The sequence below is a fragment of the Pseudoalteromonas sp. J010 genome (genome assembly GCF_003934235.1).
GTDB classification, from domain to species: Bacteria; Pseudomonadota; Gammaproteobacteria; order Enterobacterales; family Alteromonadaceae; genus Pseudoalteromonas; species Pseudoalteromonas peptidolytica.
In genome coordinates this window covers 59,276-78,499 of the sequence record NZ_RDBW01000006.1, presented here as the reverse complement: position 1 = coordinate 78,499, position 19,224 = coordinate 59,276, and the positions used below count along the sequence as shown (strand labels likewise).

The 19,224-nt window shown below is 42.3% G+C and carries 13 protein-coding genes; 6 read left to right on the top strand and 7 right to left on the bottom strand.

The features are described 5' to 3' along the window. Nucleotides 1-134: 134 nt before the first annotated feature. The 3 genes from EAG18_RS04850 to EAG18_RS04840 all read left to right on the top strand — a co-directional run bounded on the left by EAG18_RS04850 (nucleotide 135) and on the right by EAG18_RS04840 (nucleotide 5,110). Nucleotides 135-2,312 carry a malate synthase G gene (locus tag EAG18_RS04850; RefSeq protein ID WP_125251273.1) on the top strand — a complete coding sequence of 726 codons (2,178 nt, stop codon included), beginning with the start codon at nucleotides 135-137 and terminating at the stop codon, nucleotides 2,310-2,312. 543 nt (nucleotides 2,313-2,855) lie between these two features. Continuing rightward, nucleotides 2,856-3,551 carry a hypothetical protein gene (locus EAG18_RS04845; protein ID WP_125251272.1) on the top strand — a complete coding sequence of 232 codons (696 nt, stop codon included), beginning with the start codon at nucleotides 2,856-2,858 and terminating at the stop codon, nucleotides 3,549-3,551. A 716-nt stretch (nucleotides 3,552-4,267) separates the two neighbouring features. Further along, nucleotides 4,268-5,110: a transporter substrate-binding domain-containing protein gene (locus EAG18_RS04840; RefSeq protein WP_125251271.1), complete on the top strand. Its 843-nt coding sequence runs from the start codon at nucleotides 4,268-4,270 to the stop codon at nucleotides 5,108-5,110. 178 nt (nucleotides 5,111-5,288) lie between these two features. Here EAG18_RS04840 and EAG18_RS04835 read toward each other — a convergent pair whose 3' ends face one another. The 6 genes from EAG18_RS04835 to EAG18_RS04810 form a co-directional block, all read right to left on the bottom strand. Further along, nucleotides 5,289-6,647, bottom strand: coding sequence for a DUF3526 domain-containing protein (locus tag EAG18_RS04835; RefSeq protein ID WP_125251270.1), 1,359 nt, complete (start codon nucleotides 6,645-6,647; stop codon nucleotides 5,289-5,291). Then, nucleotides 6,634-8,073, bottom strand: coding sequence for a DUF3526 domain-containing protein (locus tag EAG18_RS04830; protein ID WP_125251269.1), 1,440 nt, complete (start codon nucleotides 8,071-8,073; stop codon nucleotides 6,634-6,636). The genes EAG18_RS04835 and EAG18_RS04830 overlap by 14 nt, the downstream gene beginning before the upstream one ends. A gap of 25 nt (nucleotides 8,074-8,098) precedes the next feature. After that, the gene (locus tag EAG18_RS04825; RefSeq protein WP_125251268.1) at nucleotides 8,099-8,821 is read right to left on the bottom strand and encodes an ABC transporter ATP-binding protein; all 723 of its coding nucleotides are present in this window, start codon (nucleotides 8,819-8,821) and stop codon (nucleotides 8,099-8,101) included. A 149-nt stretch (nucleotides 8,822-8,970) separates the two neighbouring features. Then, on the bottom strand, nucleotides 8,971-9,423 hold the full coding sequence (locus EAG18_RS04820; protein ID WP_125251267.1) for a hypothetical protein: 453 nt from the start codon (nucleotides 9,421-9,423) through the stop codon (nucleotides 8,971-8,973). Nucleotides 9,424-9,432: 9 nt separating this feature from the next. Continuing rightward, a complete protein-coding gene (locus tag EAG18_RS04815; RefSeq protein ID WP_275557229.1) occupies nucleotides 9,433-10,692 on the bottom strand; it encodes an MFS transporter in 1,260 nt (419 codons plus the stop codon). Between the two features lie 11 nt (nucleotides 10,693-10,703). Then, nucleotides 10,704-11,525: a nicotianamine synthase family protein gene (locus EAG18_RS04810; RefSeq protein ID WP_125251266.1), complete on the bottom strand. Its 822-nt coding sequence runs from the start codon at nucleotides 11,523-11,525 to the stop codon at nucleotides 10,704-10,706. 165 nt (nucleotides 11,526-11,690) lie between these two features. Here EAG18_RS04810 and EAG18_RS04805 point away from each other — a divergent pair, with 165 nt between their 5' ends. Together EAG18_RS04805 and EAG18_RS04800 are read left to right on the top strand one after the other, a co-directional pair. Continuing rightward, entirely contained in the window at nucleotides 11,691-12,860 is a 1,170-nt protein-coding gene (locus tag EAG18_RS04805; protein ID WP_125251265.1) for an efflux RND transporter periplasmic adaptor subunit, read from the top strand. Further along, nucleotides 12,860-15,964: an efflux RND transporter permease subunit gene (locus tag EAG18_RS04800; RefSeq protein ID WP_125251264.1), complete on the top strand. Its 3,105-nt coding sequence runs from the start codon at nucleotides 12,860-12,862 to the stop codon at nucleotides 15,962-15,964. Before EAG18_RS04805 ends, EAG18_RS04800 begins: the two co-directional genes overlap by 1 nt. A 141-nt stretch (nucleotides 15,965-16,105) precedes the next feature. Here the strand turns inward: EAG18_RS04800 and EAG18_RS04795 are convergent, their stop codons facing one another. After that, on the bottom strand, nucleotides 16,106-18,229 hold the full coding sequence (locus tag EAG18_RS04795; RefSeq protein WP_125251263.1) for a TonB-dependent siderophore receptor: 2,124 nt from the start codon (nucleotides 18,227-18,229) through the stop codon (nucleotides 16,106-16,108). Between the two features lie 404 nt (nucleotides 18,230-18,633). Here EAG18_RS04795 and betI point away from each other — a divergent pair, with 404 nt between their 5' ends. Further along, on the top strand, nucleotides 18,634-19,224 hold the full coding sequence (gene betI, locus EAG18_RS04790) for a transcriptional regulator BetI (protein ID WP_125251262.1): 591 nt from the start codon (nucleotides 18,634-18,636) through the stop codon (nucleotides 19,222-19,224).

Here is a 19,224-nt window from a genome sequence, read left to right as displayed (position 1 = left end):
ATAAATTAGATTTTTTAAATTTATAGTTATTATTGCGAGTATATTTTTTGTGAATGAGAAAAGGGGTTCGTTTTTCCAAAAATTGTTTTATGTTTGATCTATCCCGTTCAAAAAATGTTAATCAAGGACTCTCCATGAGCAAGTATGTCACTTATTCAGGCTTCCAAATTGCGACTCCTCTGGCGCAGTTTGTCGAGCAATCTTTACTTCCCGGCACCGGGATAGCGGTAAATCAATTTTGGCAAGGTGTTGCGGATATTTTTTCGGCACTTGGTAAGCAAAACCAAGCGTTACTCAACAAACGTGATACCCTGCAACAGCAAATTGACGATTACCACCTCTCTCACCCTGATTGGCAAGCTGCTGAATATCGGACATTTCTTGAATCAATTGGCTATTTGCAGCCAGAACCTGAAGATTTTGTCATTGAAACTAAACATGTAGAACCTGAAATTGCCAGTGCTGCAGGGCCGCAATTAGTAGTACCTGTGAGTAATGCTAGATTTGCGCTAAATGCAGCTAATGCCCGCTGGGGATCTTTGTATGATGCGCTCTATGGTACTGATGTTCTTAGTGAAGAGGATGGAGCTGAACGTACTCAAGACTATAATCCAACGCGTGGATTTAAAGTTATGGCTTATGCTAGGCAGTTTCTTGATAACGCGCTGCCGTTAGCAAAGGGCTCTCACATAGAAAGCACGAATTATGCAATTCTGGACGGAAACTTGGTGATCACGCTAAACGATAGTGCTCAAGTATCATTGCAGCAGCCTGAGCAGCTAGTGGGCTATCAGGGGGAGGCACAAAACCCAAGTGCAATATTGCTGCGTCATCATGATCTCCATATAGAGATCCAAATTGATCCACATCATCCGGTCGGGCAAGCTGACAAAGCAGGGATCAAAGATGTCGTTCTCGAATCTGCACTTACGACTATTATGGATTGTGAGGACTCTGTTGCGGCGGTGGATGCTAAAGACAAAGTCTTGGTATATCAAAATTGGTTAGGTCTGATGAAAGGGAGCTTGAGTGAGACCTTCGAAAAGTCAGGGAAATCATTGACCAGGACGCTAAATACCGACCGGAGTTACGTAGATACACAAGGCCAGCGTATTACGCTAAAAGGTCGCGCTATGATGTTTGTGCGTAACGTTGGCCACCTAATGACAACACCAGCGGTGCTGGACGCAGAAGGAAATGAGCAGTTTGAAGGGATCTTAGATGCCATCATGACAAGCACCGCAGCACTGCATGATTTGCAGGGAAATAGTCCGTTTAAAAACTCGACGGCAGCAAGTATCAATATCGTGAAGCCAAAGATGCACGGGCCTGAAGAAGTCGCTTTCACTGATACCCTATTTAGCCGAGTAGAAGCATTACTTTCACTGCCAAAAAATACCATCAAGATGGGTATTATGGACGAAGAGCGTCGCACTTCAGTGAATTTAAAAGCTTGTATTGCTGCTGCAAAACAGCGTGTTGTATTTATAAATACCGGCTTTTTAGATAGAACTGGGGATGAAATTCATACCTCAATGCTAGCAGGCCCAGTATTACCAAAGGCGTTAATTAAAGGCCAGTCCTGGATAGCCGCTTATGAAGATCAAAATGTGGATATTGGTCTTAAAACCGGTTTTAGGAAAAAGGCACAAATCGGCAAAGGCATGTGGCCAATGCCAGACAAAATGGCGCTGATGATGGAGCAAAAGCAAGGTCATCCTGAGTCTGGTGCTAATACTGCGTGGGTGCCCTCTCCTACCGCAGCAACGCTCCACGCGATGCACTATCACTATGTGGATGTGTTTGCACGCCAACTTGAGATAAAAACACGCCAGCAGGCGTCACTTGATAACTTACTTACGCCCCCGTTGATGTTAGAAAACGATTTGTCTGCTGAGGATATCCAAGCCGAATTAGACAATAACGCGCAGGGCATCTTGGGCTACGTGGTACGCTGGATAGACCAAGGCGTAGGGTGCTCAAAAGTGCCAGATATCAATCACGTTGGATTAATGGAAGATAGAGCAACACTTAGGATTTCAAGTCAGCATATCGCTAACTGGTTATATCATGGGATTTGTAGTGAAGAGCAGGTAGAAAAGACGTTTAAGCGAATGGCTGCAGTGGTTGATGGTCAAAACGAAAGTGACAAGCTGTACCAACCCATGCTCAATGACCATAAACCGCTTAGTGAAAACCTTGCATACAAAGCAGCCTTATCTTTGGTATTTGAGGGGCGGACACAACCGAATGGCTATACAGAACCGTTATTACATGCTTACCGAAGCGCTTATAAGGAGCAGGCTAATTAACTTGAACACGGCATAATAACTCGTGCTCTAGTAATTGTTATCTTTTACTACAGTGTTAAATTTGTTTGCAAGAGCTCAGTGATTGACGCACAAATTTGCCGTGCATTGAGAAATAACTTCTGACTCTAACGATTTTGAGCATGGGTATTTTAGTTGATTAACTAACTTCTAACCCTGAGTTCAGGTTTACCAATCGCCCTACTTTATTCGATGTCACATAAACCAAGGCTGGCTCATCCAGCCTTTTTTCGTGGTGGTGAAAGTCACTTATATTCTAAGGTAATAGCACTCACTTTGTTCTTCTAAACAGTCATCCTACTTTTATATAGCAATCCTGAGGGACTACTTTGCTAATTGAGCTAAGGCTCAGATCTACGTCTTTATCGTGCGACTATGGTTTATCTTGTTGTCGAAAATTGAAGGGTGTAAAGGGGGTTTACAGTGAAATGTCACCTACTTGTGTTGTAATCTAGTGTAATCGACTGAGTAGTTAAGAAGATCCTATAATCATAAAGTTATAAGTAATCCAAAAGTTCACTATTTATGAAGAATATATTAGGCTCTGAAAATGGGATAAAGATCCAAAAATATGATGTTTTGTTTATTGGACTGAGCATTTTCTTTTTTATTGTCTGCGCGATACATGTCACTTTAATTGTGATGGGCAAAAATGTTGAACAAATGTGGATGCTATTTGGCAGTATTGCGATGATGCTACTGTTACTCTCTTCAGAAAAAAATCTGTTAAATATTTTTGCAATTGTGGTGTTTGGTACGTATGTGGCCGATGAAGAGTTTCTATTGGAAGTTGCTGCTATGTCTACTGGTGAACAGTTGGCATCGATAAGACAAAGTCGAAATTTTGAAGTCTTAACCGTAACCGATGAGGTACAAACTAAGGCGACACTCAGTGCAAAACTAGACGAATTAATGCAGCAAAATACTGACTCTGACAAGATTGTAGAAGTACTTGAAGCACACCGACTGCAGTTAGAAATAGAAGCTGATTTACCAGGGTTTGAACCGATTGATAAAGCCGTGATTAATATATTTTCAAACTACGGAAAGTTAGAAGAAAATCAATTTTTTTCACTGATGCAAGACAAAGGCTTTGGTGATAATGAAATCAAAGACTCATTTGAGAAATTGGGCGCCGCTGACTATTTAAAAAATAACCCGCACAACCTAGATGAGGCATTGCTGACCGAAAAAGGAGAAAAACTAAAAGCCCGTTTATAGCTCGTGTAATATACAGAGTCTTGTACCAATCACATCCACTCTAGACAACCTTAGGGCTGTAAAAGATTTTTAAATTGTTTTTATTATGGTCAACCTACAGGCTGTAGATTGACCTCTCGCTACTGCATATCCCCATTTTACGCAATTAAGCTGCGTCTAATTCATTAAGTACATACGCTATACACTTAGGTTTGACTGGTTTTGAAGGAGTCGATGGTCTCGCGCTTGTAATATAAATAAACATAGTGAATGAAAAAAACTCAGACTAGATAAGGTGATAGCTGCGCGTGTGCATCCCACGACAGCCTTAATATCGACATCCTTTTGCAGTGTATAGTGGCGGCTAAAAAGACAGTCATTATCCGAAGTCCTCGCTAATTTATGTGGTGAAATTAGTTTAACAATCTCATTTTGTCATCTAGGCTTTAGGTAAATATGTTGTTATCACATTAAGTTAGCTTTAATACCAATTGTATTGAGTAATACCTGTTATCTTAATTAAGCTTGCTATTTTTGAGGCGAGAAAATCTGACTACTTACTTGTTCTAAATAAGAAATTTCTAATGCCGTTAACGTCAGGCYTCGTTCTTCAAATTGAAAAAGTATAAAGACTAATTGGTATTAATGGGCTTTAACCTTTCAAATTGGTGAGAGAATCAGCGTAATTTGCATAAGTGTCCTTAATTAACGTTTTTCCCGAGTGATGTCGAGGTTTCATGGTTAAGCAGTACGCAATAACAATACACTTTATAAGTGTATTAATTTTAAATTGGTGGCTTATCATCACACCTGCGTATGCCAGTGAATGCAGCAAAACAGTGAACATCGGTGTTGTTGCAGATTGGCCACCGTTAACGGCTTTTGATCAGTTAGGACCTTGGGGTCTTGATGTTGATATTGCTGAAATGGTGTTTCAACATGTCTCGATATGTACTAATTATATACGCTTGCCCTCAAGCGCTCGGACGTTTGAAGAAATGACAAAAGGGGTCATTGATGTTGCTGTGATGGTCAGCTATACCAAAGATAGGGAGCGCTACGGTGATTTTACCCTTCCCTACCGTTTTGAGCGAATGCGCTTATTCTCGTTGTCTCCTGCGATGGAAATTCCCAGTCTAGAGTCGCTTGTTAAACAATCAAAAACGATTGGGTTAAGTATTGGCTCTTTTTATGGCGAAGAGCTTGCTAAGTTAAAAAATGATACTCGGTACAAAGAACAGTTCGTTGGTATTGCTAGTGCGAAGCGCAGGATAGAAATGCTGATGAAGCGCCGAGTCGACTTTGTGGTTGATGATGTGATAACTGGTAGTTATTTTATTAATGAGCAGGGGTTAGACTCTGCAAAAGCTTGGCCGTACGTGGTACACGATAATCAAGTACATTTTTTGCTCAGAAATGGCGTTTTTAGCCCAAGATTAATCAGTAAAATTAACGATGCGATAGTGCAGTTAAAACCCAAAATAGAGCTATTAGTTAGTACCTACCAATCTAGTCTCATCCTTGATACAACGACAGAACCCAATCAATTTACTCATCTGTTGCCAGTGCAGTCGCATTAACACCATTAATCTTAATGCTTGTTCAATTTGAAGGGGCAACTCTGACGCTAACTGCGTTAAAAGTTTCTTATTCAAACCTCAGCTTAACTAACTTCTTATCCTGAGTTTGGGCTAAGTACTCTTCAATACTTTGGTGAATAACGTATATGGACGATGCTTATCCATATACGTTAAAAGGTTATATCACTTTTACTTTGCGGATCCTCACAATAGCTATCATTAACATCAGCGCTACCACTGCGGTGCTTAAAGGCAACTTCCATGAACCACCTTGCGCTACCATGGTCTGTGGTTCAAATTTTGGAAAGTCAGCGATATCTTGGCGACTTACCTGTTTATCAAAAAACAAAAAGTCGTAAAAATAATGGCGAATTGTTTGGTGATAATCAGCTATTTGTTGTTGGTATTTGATCTGAAAGTTGCCACTGGTTTTGGCTAGTTCATTCAACGAAAGCTGAAAAAACAGTGCAGGAGATAGCACACTGAGCTTTTGTAACTGATTTTGACGAGCTGCATTACTGCGCCTATATGCTTCCACTTGATCTTGAACGGCAATGTCACTCATGTGTTGCTGGGCATAGTACCACTTCCAATCAAATGCTTCCCCCAGTGGTGCTGTATTACTCCATTTACTCTCTTTAGCCACAAAAGCATCTAACGTTGCTTGCTTGTCTTGATCCCAGCCATCATTGAGTGTCATACGCTGCTGTAGCGTGATTTCAAGAGGCGCATCACTGTGATACTGATTTGATAAATATAAGTGCACAGCCCCTGGTAACAATAGCGCTAGTACGACCCAACTGCTGAGGTAAGTTAGGCTATTGAACACACTATTTTTACTGAAGCTCATGATAATGGCTGCCAGTGCAAACCAAAACACCATATACAGACTAGTTGCGCCAAGTACTGTCCAGAAGAAAATATCGAAAGGTAAAGACAATAATAGTGCTGCACTGATCAGTAACAGGGCAACCATGAACCAGATCACAACAAATCGTAATGCAATTTGTTTTCCCACTAATGAAAATACACTACGAGGCATGGCATTGAGTAAGCGCCAGCGCCCAGCATGTTGCTCATCGGAAATGAGTGTGACAGTGAGTATCCCTATCACCAAAGGTAAAAAGTAAACCAATACAAACCCCAAATCTAAACCACCAGCGCGCTGTTGACTTGGATTGACGATTTCACGGTTATATATTTGACTCTGTAATGCGGTGGCGCGGATCTTCGCTGCGACCATTGAAGAGGAAGTTTCCCCCACAAATAATGCAGCCCATGGACTTAGCTGCCATTGTGTTGGTGCGCTGGCGTAATAAGCCAAAGAGCCAGGCTCAGGCAAAGCTTCACGGCTACTGACATGCTCGCGCTCTTTTTGAAATACCACTGTCGATTTATATTGGTCAATACGTATAGACTTGTATCCCAATGCACCTTGGTAGATAGCAAAAATACCAGATAGGAGAAACAGTACGAGCACTAGTTTATTAACCGTACCTGCAAACAAGCGCTTACATTCGAGTTTAAACAGCAGCATAAATTCTCCTTTGCATCTTGTTGGAATTTAAGAAAGTAAATAGCAGCACAACAACAATGAGTGGCAAGAACCAAGATAAGGAAAATACCTTGAGAGACCAACTTAAGCGTGGCGTGGCATAGGTAAATGCTTCAAATGTTTGCCAGTAGGATTTATCAACCCGTTGTGCCCTGTCGTTGTGGTGGTGGATTTCATGAGTGTGCAACTGATTGAGCTTTTGAATACGGGCATATCTGTGGGCTTCGGCTTGTTGCTCAAAGTCCAGAAAATGACGTGTATCGGTACGTGTTAATGCCATCGAAAAGTCTCGAACAAACAGGTATGGATTTAACCAGTAGAATTGACTGACAAATTGTTGCTGTGACTCAAACTTTTCTATTTGTTGCTGATAATGCTTTTTGTAGATCTCAGCATTGAGCCTTTCTCCCTCTTGCATTACTAGCCCTTTGTAATTAATTGGCAGTTCTTCTACGGTTGATACGCCATATTTTTCCAGTGTATCTGCACGAAACTTACTAAAATAGGGATCATCTGGGTTATGACTGTTTCCGACTTTCCGGTTATCTAGTTTTACAGCAAGCTCGAAATCATTGCGCTTTTGATGTGGATATTGGTGATGTGCAAACTCAGCAAGCATTCTTGGCATAAGTATTGTGAGGATAAACCATATTGACGTAAGTAATACCAATGCTTGTTTTGGTGCCTTTACCGTACTTGAAACAAGCAAGGTAATAGCTATCCAGAACAGGCAGTATACCAGGTAAAGCGCAAAGAGTAGTACCAGCCTAATAGGGGCTTCCGATGAAAACTGAGCGCCCGTACTGGCAGCAAGACCGAGTGCGAGCACAAACACTGGCAAGATAAAAATAACAGACAAGCATAAATAACTCAGGCTTTTGCCTGCGATCAGTGCCCGAAATGGCACACCCATTGACATTAATTGCCGAAGAGTACCGCTTTTTTTCTCTCCACTCACACTTGCAAAGCCCAGTGCAATAATCAGCAACGGCCAGATCAGCAATAAAATATTGGCACTACTTAGCTCAGAAAAACGCAGTAATGTTCCTCCGTCCTGATCGGTGGCAAAATTGGCACTGTTTTGTTTATGTGCTTCTAAGAAAATACTGTCGCCTACCCAGGCATTAACACCTAGATCAAAGAAGCTAAGAGCGCTAGGTGGTCGAAATGCAAAGTGACCAAAATGCGCGACGCGATGTGGGTGCCGATCAGGTTGTGCATTCCATTGTTGCTCGACCAGCTGCTGCGCTTTGGTTTGCATATTCATGCTTTGTTGGTACTGCTGCCAACCAGTAAAAAGTGCAACAACCAGCAATAATTGGATCATCACAAATAATAACCATAAGACCGGACTTTTCCGCTTACTAGCCAACTCGTGACGACAAATTTGTATTATTTTATTATTCATAGACGGGACAATTCCTATTTAAAGACTAACTAGCTGCACGGATCGTCGCGGTTCCAGAGATAAGTTCGTGGTAAGTGGTTTCTAAACTACTTAGCGGTAGCTTTTTATTATCAAGTAGGGTCAGCAATTTTCCTTTATCCATAATGCCGATTTTATCTGCAAGCGTGTGTGCGCAATAAAAGTCATGAGTCACCATTAAAATAGCAGCTCCCTTATTTGCAAGCCTCTCGATGATGCGAATAAATTCAAGGGTTGCACTTGGATCTAGTCCTGAAGTAGGTTCATCTAATAACAGCACTTTTGCTTGGCGCATAATCGCAAACGCTATCCCTACTTTTTGTCTCATTCCTTTAGAATAGTTTTTTAAAGACTGTTTTCTTGCCTGTTGTTCAAGCCCTGTTTCATCTAACGCGGCATGAATTTGGGTTTCACTGACAGTTAGCCCAGCAAGGCTTGCCAAGTATTTGAGATTATCAATGGCATTAAACTCTTGATATAGGTTTACCTGCTCTGGTAGATACACCAACTTATCTTTGCTATTGGTATGCTGATTTACCTCCACACCATCAATCAGAGCCTGTCCACTATCGGGCTGTAAAAAGTTAAGAAAAATATTTAATGTTGTGCTTTTTCCCGCGCCGTTTGCACCCAACAAACACATGATCTCACCTTGCTCAACTTTAAAACTCAGATCCGTGATCACCCGTTTTCCCGTAAAAGATTTTGTTAATTGTTTGGCTTCTAACACAAAAAACTCCCTGATGTGATTAAAACCACATGTGCAAAGTGATGCCTGGGGGTAGGAATACAGAGCGCATGTGGTCAAATTGTAGAATGATATGTTTGGTTATAACATATCATCTTTTATCTAAATAGGAACAGGTTTTATTTGCTGCGTTAGCATATTGGTACCAGAAAGCTAGCCGTGCCCGCAAAAGCACCACCCTCTACACGGATCTGTGCATTTTTATAGTAAACAAGGTCGTTTGATAATTGTTTTTTGCAGTGTTTAGGAAAAAAACCCTCAAATTTGACGGCTTCAGTGGTATTGATGGTGCGTTTGAACTTAATGTCTAGATCTCTTAGGTAGACCTCTCCTACTTTTTCGGTTAGTTGGTTATCCCAACACCCATAAATAATACCGAGCTGAGAGATCCAAATCATGGCGCTTTGTGCGCTGAAATGAAAACGACCATCTCCTGGCATTTGAAAGTGCTCAACATTAACGCGTCCCTCAATATATCCAGGTTCCAACGACACGGAACTGAAAGACATGCGCTCTTCACGCCAGCCATTTTCAAGATAGTCTGACATATAGGCTCGTTGCTGCGCTTGAGTAAGTTGAATCATGGTTAACCCTTACTTTGATGTAGATGGATTGGTTGTTTGAATGTGGTTGTTAACTTGGTGTGCAGACATAAACATAGTGTTAAGTAAAGCCGTGCCGACACCGATTATGATCAGGCTATACCAAGCGAGATAGTCGTGATGAGCCGTGTAATCAAAGGCTGCCCCTACTACACTGCTACCAATGATTAACCCTGCACCTGCAAATAAATAGAAAAATCCGTAATGTGTTGCGACCGACTTATCTTGTGCAAGTAAAGATATTTGACTCATGATTAATGGGAAACTCACCATAGTGCCGAGTGTAAATACAGTCGCTAATAGACTAAGTGGTAAGTAATACAATATGCCCGATTGATAAGGCCAATCTACAAGCAAGGTGGCAAATGATAATCCCATTAGTGCAATACCTATACTGATCCATTGACTCGGCGACAACCAGCGTTCACATAAACGGGTGACCGGGAACTGAAAGCAGATTGAGATCAGCGCGCATAATGTTAATACCCAAGCGACTTCTTTTGTTGTACCTGACTGACTTACAATGTGAAGCGGGATCGCAAACGAAATCTGATTTATTAACATAAAATAGCCAGACATGATCAGTGAGAACAGAATAAACGGGCGATTACTCAACACACCTTGGATCATTGCCCGTACACCCGTGCTATCTGCGTTAGGTTGTGCGGTTTCTTGGTGTTTGGTTGTGGATTTATCGTTTAGTAATACAGTAAAAATGAGCGCAAAGAGTGCAAAAGGCAGTGCTGACACTATACACAAGGTATCAAAGCTAACACTTATCAACATCAGACCACAAACTGGGCCGAGTAATTCTCCCCCATTTCTGGCAACACCAACCAGCGCAAACATTTGCGCGCGACTCAGCTCGGTTTGCTTTGAAAAGTAAGACTGTGCAGCAGGAGTGAATAACGCCCCTGCAAACCCGGTTAAAAAGGCAGCTAAAAAAAGCAGCTCAACAATATGAGAAAACAAAAACAGACAAAAACCGAGTGCTCGTAGGAGACACCCGACGACAATAAGCTTTTTCACTCCAAATAAATCAGCCAATAATCCGCCAACTAAAAATAGCCCTTGTTGGCAAAACGAGCGTACACCTAAAACCAAGCCAACCAGTGTCGCGCTTAGTAATAGATCTTGTTTTAGGTAGCCTGCTAAAAATGGAATTAGCATGTAAAAGCCAAGGTTGAATATAAAGGCTGCAAACAGCATCCAGCGGTATTCACTGCCAAGCTTTAGGTAGGTGTTAAACATAGAGATCATAGCTAAATCGGTTTTTGTGCAATCAAAATAGAATGGAAATTGTCAGCATAGGTTTGAATTTTTAGTTTCAGTTGAAACGGTGCTAACCCAGATTCATCAACACTTGGATATAACAATGTCCGTAAATTGAATGCTGTTCTTACCACGAGTTGTGCGCCGGGGCGCATTTGCTCAAATAAATGAGTGATGATGCTGTTTTTAATTTGCTCATCACCGACCAAAGCGGCGAGCCAAATCACATCGTATTTCGCCAAATGCTGTTGTTGACAAATATCATTGTGAATGAAATTCATTTCGTTGCCACTGGCAAGAGCATCACAAACCTGTTTGCCTAACAATAAGTCATCTTGTTGAATATCTAGGTTATCAACCTGTAAGCCCGCCTGATGTAGTGCCAGCGACGTAAGTGGTAACGCGCCTGAGCCTACCATTAGTACATGCTCTATGGGCTGCTCTGCTAAAGATTTGACGGCGTTTATCTCAAGCCCTGTCGCACGCTGATAGTGATTAAAATAAGGATACTCTTCAATCAGGAGTTGTTGAGCTGCGGTACTAGCCACAAGGCGTTGTGCCCAGTGCTGTTCATATAAACTGGATGCCATACTAAACAGATGTTGGATTTGGGGCTTCACTGCTTCTATTTTGGCTTGTGCTAACACTTGTTTGGCAAATTCACTGCCATGTTCGTTCGATAACAACCCCAAAAATTGGTCAAACGTAGCCATTGTTTGCGCATTTATCGTCAACGATTCCATACTGTGAATATGCTCATACATTGCCACAATTTGTGAAGCATGGTCTTCAACGTGATTCATTAAAGTCATAAGTAAGTCACTACTATACTGTTCCTGTTTTATGTTATAACATAACTCACTGGTTATTTATGTGTAAACAAAATTATTTAAAAATTTTTAGCTAAGTGAGAGGTTTAGCTAATTTAAAAACAAATAATTTACTATTTTCACAAGGCATCATGTTGAGAATTTTTGATGAAAGAAAATAAAAATAAGTCTCTTTATCATAAGTTTAGGGGGAGAGTATCTGCCCTAATACTCGTATTGTTGGTGGGGGCCACAGCTTGCTTTGTATTGTTTGGGGTGGCAAAAGCACCTGCCAATACGCACACACCGCAAGCGGTTTTTCCTTTGGTATCAAGTGTACCCATAGCTGTTACTGATCACCAAGTAAGCTTGTCACTATCGGGAATATTAAAGCCCGCAGAGCAAACAGATGTTGCATTTGAAGTTTCAGGAAAGGTTGTATGGCTGCATGAGGCGTTTGTTGTTGGGGGAATAGTTAAAAAAGGGGAGGTGCTGGCGCGACTAGACCCGTTTGATTATCAGACCCAACTTTTAAACAAGCAGGCTGAATTGGCATTGGCACAATCACACTTATCTGAACAGTTAGCACTGGCAAAGGTTGCAAAAAAAGAGTGGGAAAATAACCCTCATGTTACAGAGCTTGCGCTGAGAGAGCCTCAAGTATCCAGTGCTAGAGCACATCTTAAAGCGGCTGAAGCTGGACTTGCTCAGGCACAAAAGAATCTAGCTAGAACAAAGTATTACGCACCCTATGATGCGTTAGTCACACGTCGTGATACTGGACTTGGGCAGGTGATTAACATCGGTCAGCAGCTCGGTATTGTGGTTAATCTGAGCTATGGAGAGCTGCACGTACCTATCGCTCAATTTGATTTGCCATTTTTGCCACCTTTGCCTGTATCTGAAGTGACAATTACAGCTGATGATATACAGCGTGTAGGCACACTAACACGCCATACAGGGCTATTAAGTGAGCGCACGAGAATGGCTTACTTTGTAATAAAAGTAGAAGATCCTTATGCCTTACACAGCACGTTACCCGCGATACACTTTGGTCAGTTCTTACAGGCACAAGTGCCAGGTAATATACTGAAAAAAGTATTGAAAATTCCGCAGGAGTGGATAAAAAACGAAATGCTCTGGTTAGTGAGTCCAACGCAACAGCTAGTACAGTTTCCTGTTAATGTGCTACGCAGGGAGCACAATAGTGTATTGATAAGCGCACCACCGTATACCGACCACCAGCTGGTTACTCACTTACCTGACTATCCTCAAGCCGGCATGCAAGTTCGCACTAATACGGTGCATACGCAATTGGCTGTTAAAGGAGATGAATAATGGGTTCGCAAGGTAAACTCATTGGCTATTTTGTACATCACCCTGTCGCGGCTAATTTGTTAATGCTGTTTATTGTTTGTATGGGGCTATTGAGCTATCAAGGGATCCAACGACAAACCTTTCCGGTATCTGAAAATAATAAAATCGTCGTTACAGCCACGTTATTGGGTGCACCTGCTAACGAAATTGAAGAAAACATACTGGTCAAAATAGAGCAAGCACTACAGTCACAGGTTGGTATTAAGCGTCTCACTAGTTTTGCTTCAGCTTCCAGAGCAAAGATAGAAATTGAATTAGAAAATGACCAAGATTTGGCGTATCGCCTAGACGAAATCAAGATGAAATTAGATGCTATCGCGACATTTCCTACCGCTATGGAACCGTTGCAGATTGTTGAAAGTGCTCAGCGTCAACGGGCATTAAGTGTTGTGTTATCTGGAGCTGATGACCCACTTGAGCTGAAAAAGCTCGGAAATGAGTTTAAGCAGGAACTGCTGCAACTAGAGGGAATATCACATGTAGAGGTATCAGCACTTCCTGATTATGAGGTAGCCATTGAGCTGACTCCACTCAAACTACAAAAATACGCGCTGAGCCTATCTGAGGTCGTACAGGCAATTCAAATGAATGCAGATAACCTATCAGCGGGTCAAATAAAAACGGCTAGAGGTAATATTTACCTGCGACTAGCACAGCGTGGTTATCAGGGCAACGATCTGAAGAACATACCCATTATTACAGGACCGTTGGGGGAAATTGTTCGACTTGGCGATATTGCAATTATCAAAGATGGTTTTCAAGAAACGTTAGATGCGGGGCGCTTTAATGGCCAACAAGCAGTTTACATCATGGTGCTTGGCGAAAAGGCGCAATCGCTCACCGATGTTGTTGCGCAAGTAAAAGCTTACATTGACTTCAAACGACAAGCCTTGCCAGAACATATTCAAGTGTACGAGTTTGTTGATGTCACAGTGTACCTTGATGGTCGACTATCCATGATGCTGAACAATCTTGCGCAAGGTGCTCTTTTGGTATTTGTTGTTTTGGCTGTGTTTTTACGCACCAAACTGGCTGTGTGGGTGATGTTAGGTCTACCTGTTGCGATGCTTGGCGCATTTTGGTTAATGCCGATATTTGGTATCACCATGAATTTAGTTTCATTATTTGCGTTTATCATGGTGCTGGGCATAGTGGTGGATGATGCTATTGTGATTGGAGAGAGTATCTGTGAGCAGACTGAATTAAATGGCCATTCTCCTGCACAAGTGGTACAAGGTGCAAAAAAAGTGGCAATGCCAGCTACTTTCGGCGTGCTCACGACAGTCGCTATTTTTATGCCGTTTATGTTCAGTAGTGGGCCGAACTCCGGACAGTTTATTGCTATCGCAGGGGTTTGTATTTTGTGCTTATTATTTAGCTTGATCGAATCTAAGCTGATCTTGCCCGCTCATCTAGCCTCAGTTCAGCTCGCGCCAAAACCAAAGACGCATTGGCGTCAACGCTTTAATGACCGTTTTTATTCCCTATTGCACCACTATTATGCGCCCCTTCTGAGACGCTGTATTCACTATCGTTATGCTGTGATAGTAGGTTTTGTTTGCCTGTTAGTATTTTCTATTTGCTTATTAGCCAGTGGTTTACTGCGCTTTACTGCGGTACCAAAAGTACCACACGATTACCCTTCAATTAATATTCAGATGGATCACGCTGTATCTGAGGCGCAAACGCTTGCTGCGGTTGAACAAATTGAAGCTCTCATCGTGCAAGTTGAGCAGGATATTCAAGCCGAGACGGGCAAACCTATGATGGACGCAATGTATACCCGTATTGACCACCTAAAAGAGGCTGAGGTAGTAGTACCGCTAGTAGCCGAAGCGTTACGTCCCTTTGATACGTTTGAGCTGGCAAAGCGCTGGCGAGCGCAATTACCAGATATACCAGGGGTGAAAAAGCTGACAATAGAGTCTGACGTAATTGATATTGCCGAGAAAAGTGATATTGAATACCGTTTATATGCCCCTGACGCAAACACCTTGTATGCTGCCAGTCGTGATTTTGTTGATAGGCTTAATGGGACCGCTGGTGTTTATGGGGTTTACTCATCATTAGATAGTGCGCAGCTTGAATATCAAATCCAGCTAAAGCCACTAGCATATCAGTTACAGCTCAGTGCAAAAGAGGTGACACGACAAGTTGCTGCTCATTTTTATGGTATTGAGGTGCAGCGAGTAATGCGTGAAGGCCAAGAAGTTGTATTTAAAGTACGCGGAACAAAAGCCCAGCGTCATCAATTGAGCGCCCTTGCCTATACACTGATTACTTTAGATAACGGCGAACAGGTCTTTTTTGGCGATATTGCCAAAACAGTAGCGGTGCCTGGCTTATCAGACATCACTCGGGAGCAAGGTTATCAAGTCGCCACAATCAGCGCAGACGTTGATGAGCAGCATAATACAATTGGTAAGGTGGTAGAACAGATTGAATCACAACTTTTACCAGCACTCAGTCAAGCACACAGAGGGCTTACCACTCAGCCTGGAATAGCACTTGAAGATCAGCGCCAAGAGCAAAGTGAGGTACTGACGTTTGGGCTGATTGGATTGTTGGTGGTTTACTGTTTATTGGCACTCCCTCTTAAAAGCTATCTTCAGCCAATAATCGTGATGTCAGTGATCCCCTTTGCTGCTGTGGGCGCATTGTGGGGGCATTACTTCCTTGGCTATAACTTGAGTATGATGTCGGTCTTTGGCATCGTTGCCGCTGCTGGGGTGGTGATCAATGACTCTTTAGTCATGACCGATGTTGTGAACACGCAGAGATCCGCAGGTCAAAGTACTAAAACAGCGGTGATCCAGGCTGGGATTGGTCGCTTTCGTGCCATTTTACTTACTTCATTGACAACCTTTCTGGGACTCGTCCCCATTATGTTTGAATCAAGCTTACAAGCTCAATTTGTGATCCCAACAGCGATTTCTTTGAGCTTTTCAGTATTATTTGCGACGGTTGTTACTTTAATAATGGTGCCGTGCTTGTACATGATGTTAGAAGATATTAAGCAGGTATTTCTCTATGGGTTTAAAAAGTCCGTCAATAGCGTAGCTTAAGGACTCCAAGCTCTGCTTTTAGCTCATAAAAAAGCCCAAAATGTATTTGGGCTTGAGACTTAAAGGTCAGGCATGTGCCTTGTTGAAGTAAAAAGAGTGTGCCCAGTCAAAGGAGAGCGTGGACACACAAAATGACGCTGATTAGAACTGATAAGACGTCGATAGCAGCACCTTACGAGGCTCACCAGGCTGTACCCACATCTGTGAATATGAATTGGTAAAATGCTCGCGGTCAAAGGCGTTATGTACCTGCGCTTTCACAGACCATCTGTCACTGATTGCATACTCTGCAAATAAATTGACTGTAACATAAGAAGGAAGGTAAAAATCGCTACCACGCTGGCCTAATCGCTCATCGACATATTGCGCACCAACACCTGCGGATAAAGTATTACCATATACGGTGTATTGCTGTCGTAATTGTATGCTCGCCGCATTTTCTGGAATATTAAGTAGATCATCACCCTTTCTGATGGCTACACCTAATCCTGTATCTATAGAATCTTTACTGACCTGCGCATCTAGATAGGTATACGAAAATTGAATTTGGGCATCAGCAGGTAATTGACCGATGATATCCAACTCAATCCCTTCACTTGTGGCTTCACCAATCGCCGCGCTATATCCAGGGTTTTGTACGTCCGCCACAATGATGTTGCTTTGTTCACTATCAAAGTATGTCAGTGTAATGTCGACATTGTTGTCTAATAATGACCACTTACTACCAACCTCTATTGATTCGCTTTGGTTTGGATCAAAGCCGTTTCCAAGATGATCAGTGCCAAAATTTAAGCGGTACCCTTCACCGTATGTTGAGTAGAGCGACCAATTATCATTGAGCTGATACACCACGCCCATTTGTGGGCTAAAGTGCTGTTCAGATTGATCTGCACTTTTCATGCTTATCTTGTCATCGGTGGTCTGTTTTAGCCAGTCGAAGCGACCACCAATGCGAATTTGCAGTGCCTCAGTCAGAGCGATTTGATCTTGAATATAGATACCTGTCGCCCATTGATTTTGCTGGCGAATAATGACTGGACTTGGCGTTGGTGAAGGATATTGACCATACACTGGTTGATGGATGTTAATCGCATACAACTGTGCATCGGTTGGGTTAGTACTTAAAGCGGGAGCTCGAGCAACGCGATAATCACGGTCGAATTCAAAACGGTCATAATCTATACCAACAATGATATGATGTTTAATTGACCCTGTCACAAAATCTCCAGCGAGTTCGAAACGTGCAACATATTGATCGGTATCATAAGCACGTTGGCGATGTTGGCGTGTCAGTGTTTGAAAATCACGATACAGTTTTTGTCTTGACGGTGAAATATCGGCATCGCTCGATAGGCTATCTAATTCTGTTTGTCTAAAAGCCAGTGCAGAGCTCAGTTGCCAGTCATTATTTAAATCATATAGCCATTGCAGTTGATGACCGTGCACCATTGTTGTGGTGGGGCCATCTCCTGGCTCACCAAGAAAGCGCTCGATTGGCATAAAATCAAAGTTGCCATTGGGTGCTATGATCCCGCGGTCAAACGGGATCTCTTGCTCTGCATACTCAAAATCGTACTGCCAGCTTGAGTCTGAGCTTTGATCAAACACAAACGATGCCATCATCCCGTGTTTTTGGGTTTCGATGGTATCACGAAAGCTGTCCTCTTCTTCGTAGAAACCAATGAAGCGACCTGCGACTGAATCAGAAAATACAGTATTTATGTCACCTTCTATTCTACGGTGAGCCCTGCTGCCTGCGGTGAGCTCTATTTCACTAGATGATTGGAAAGTTGGCTTTTTGGTAACAAGGTTAATTGAACCTCCTGGCTCACCACGACCAAATAAAGCCGCTTTTGGTCCTTTTAATACCTCAACTCGCTCGATACCAGAAACATCTCTTGGTCCTGAGAATCCTCGTCCAGCATTAAAGCCATTGACTAAATAACCACTTGGGACGTTTTCATCACCAAAAAAGCCTCGGATAGCAAAGCTGTCCCAAAGGCCACCAAGGCTATTTTGGCGACTTACAGAGGCTGACATGTCCAGTACCTGTGTTAAATCTGTGATACCCGTTTGTGCCATCAACTCAGCGTCAAACTCGAATATAGCCTCGGGAGACATTAGATGGGTAAAATCACCACGATAGGCTTGGCGTTCACCTGTAACTTCAATGGTTTCGATGCCATTATCGGCAGATACTGAGAATGCTGCCAGTAAAGACACGGCAATCACACTTAAACGGCAGGTAGAGTGAAAGGGAGTCATTATCAATCCTTCATTATGATATAATATAACGTTTATTTGTGGTGACTGTACCATGAATGAGGTCAAGTGTTAAGCAGTAATCAATGTCGCGTATTCGTGATATAAGTATTGTGTCATTGTTGCTAAAAATAGTAATAAATGTGGGAATTTTATACAGTAAAGCGCATCGCTCTTCACGAAGAGAATTAGTTGTTAAAGCGATAAGTTATCGCAAATACTTGCAAAATATCAGATTTTTAAATTTTTTTTGAGATTTTTTGTAATCCTTCAAAACCCCTTAGCTATCATGGGATTAACCTAGGTACAAACGTCAAAAAATTGGCTTTTTACAAAAAGTCAACCTTGAAGTCTCATCATGATCACCCTAAGCTTTATTTTAATTGAACGGTCAATTAATAAAAGCTATGCCAAAAGTCGGAATGGAACCTGTTCGTCGTCAGCAGCTAATTGACGCCACGCTAGAGTCAGTTGCCGAGTTAGGATTACAAGCAACCACAATTAATAGTATCAGCAAAAGAGCGGGGCTCTCTTCGGGGATAATCAGCCACTATTTTGGTGGTAAACAAGGCTTAATTGAAGCAACCGTACGCTACTTATTAAACAGTCTAAAATATAGTTTGTTAGATAAAACCTATGGCGGTTGTAGTGCTGAACAGCGATTGATGTACATCGTGGAAGCTAACTTTGCCATGGTGCAGCAGCAGTCCAACACGACGCGTACTTGGTTAAGCTTTTGGGCCCAATCTATGCACGATGATGAGTTACACCGACTACAGCACGTCAACAGTCGCCGATTACAAAGTAACTTAGCAGTGTCATTGGCTGCTTTTATGCCAAGAGCTGAGGCAAAAGAAGCGGCGGAACTTGCCGCAGGCATGATTGACGGGCTATGGCTTAGAGCCGTATTAAGTAAAGCCGACCATCACGCGTTTCATCACAGCGAAACGCTCGCAAAACGCTACATTCAATCACTTATTAAGCAGTTTGGAGGATAA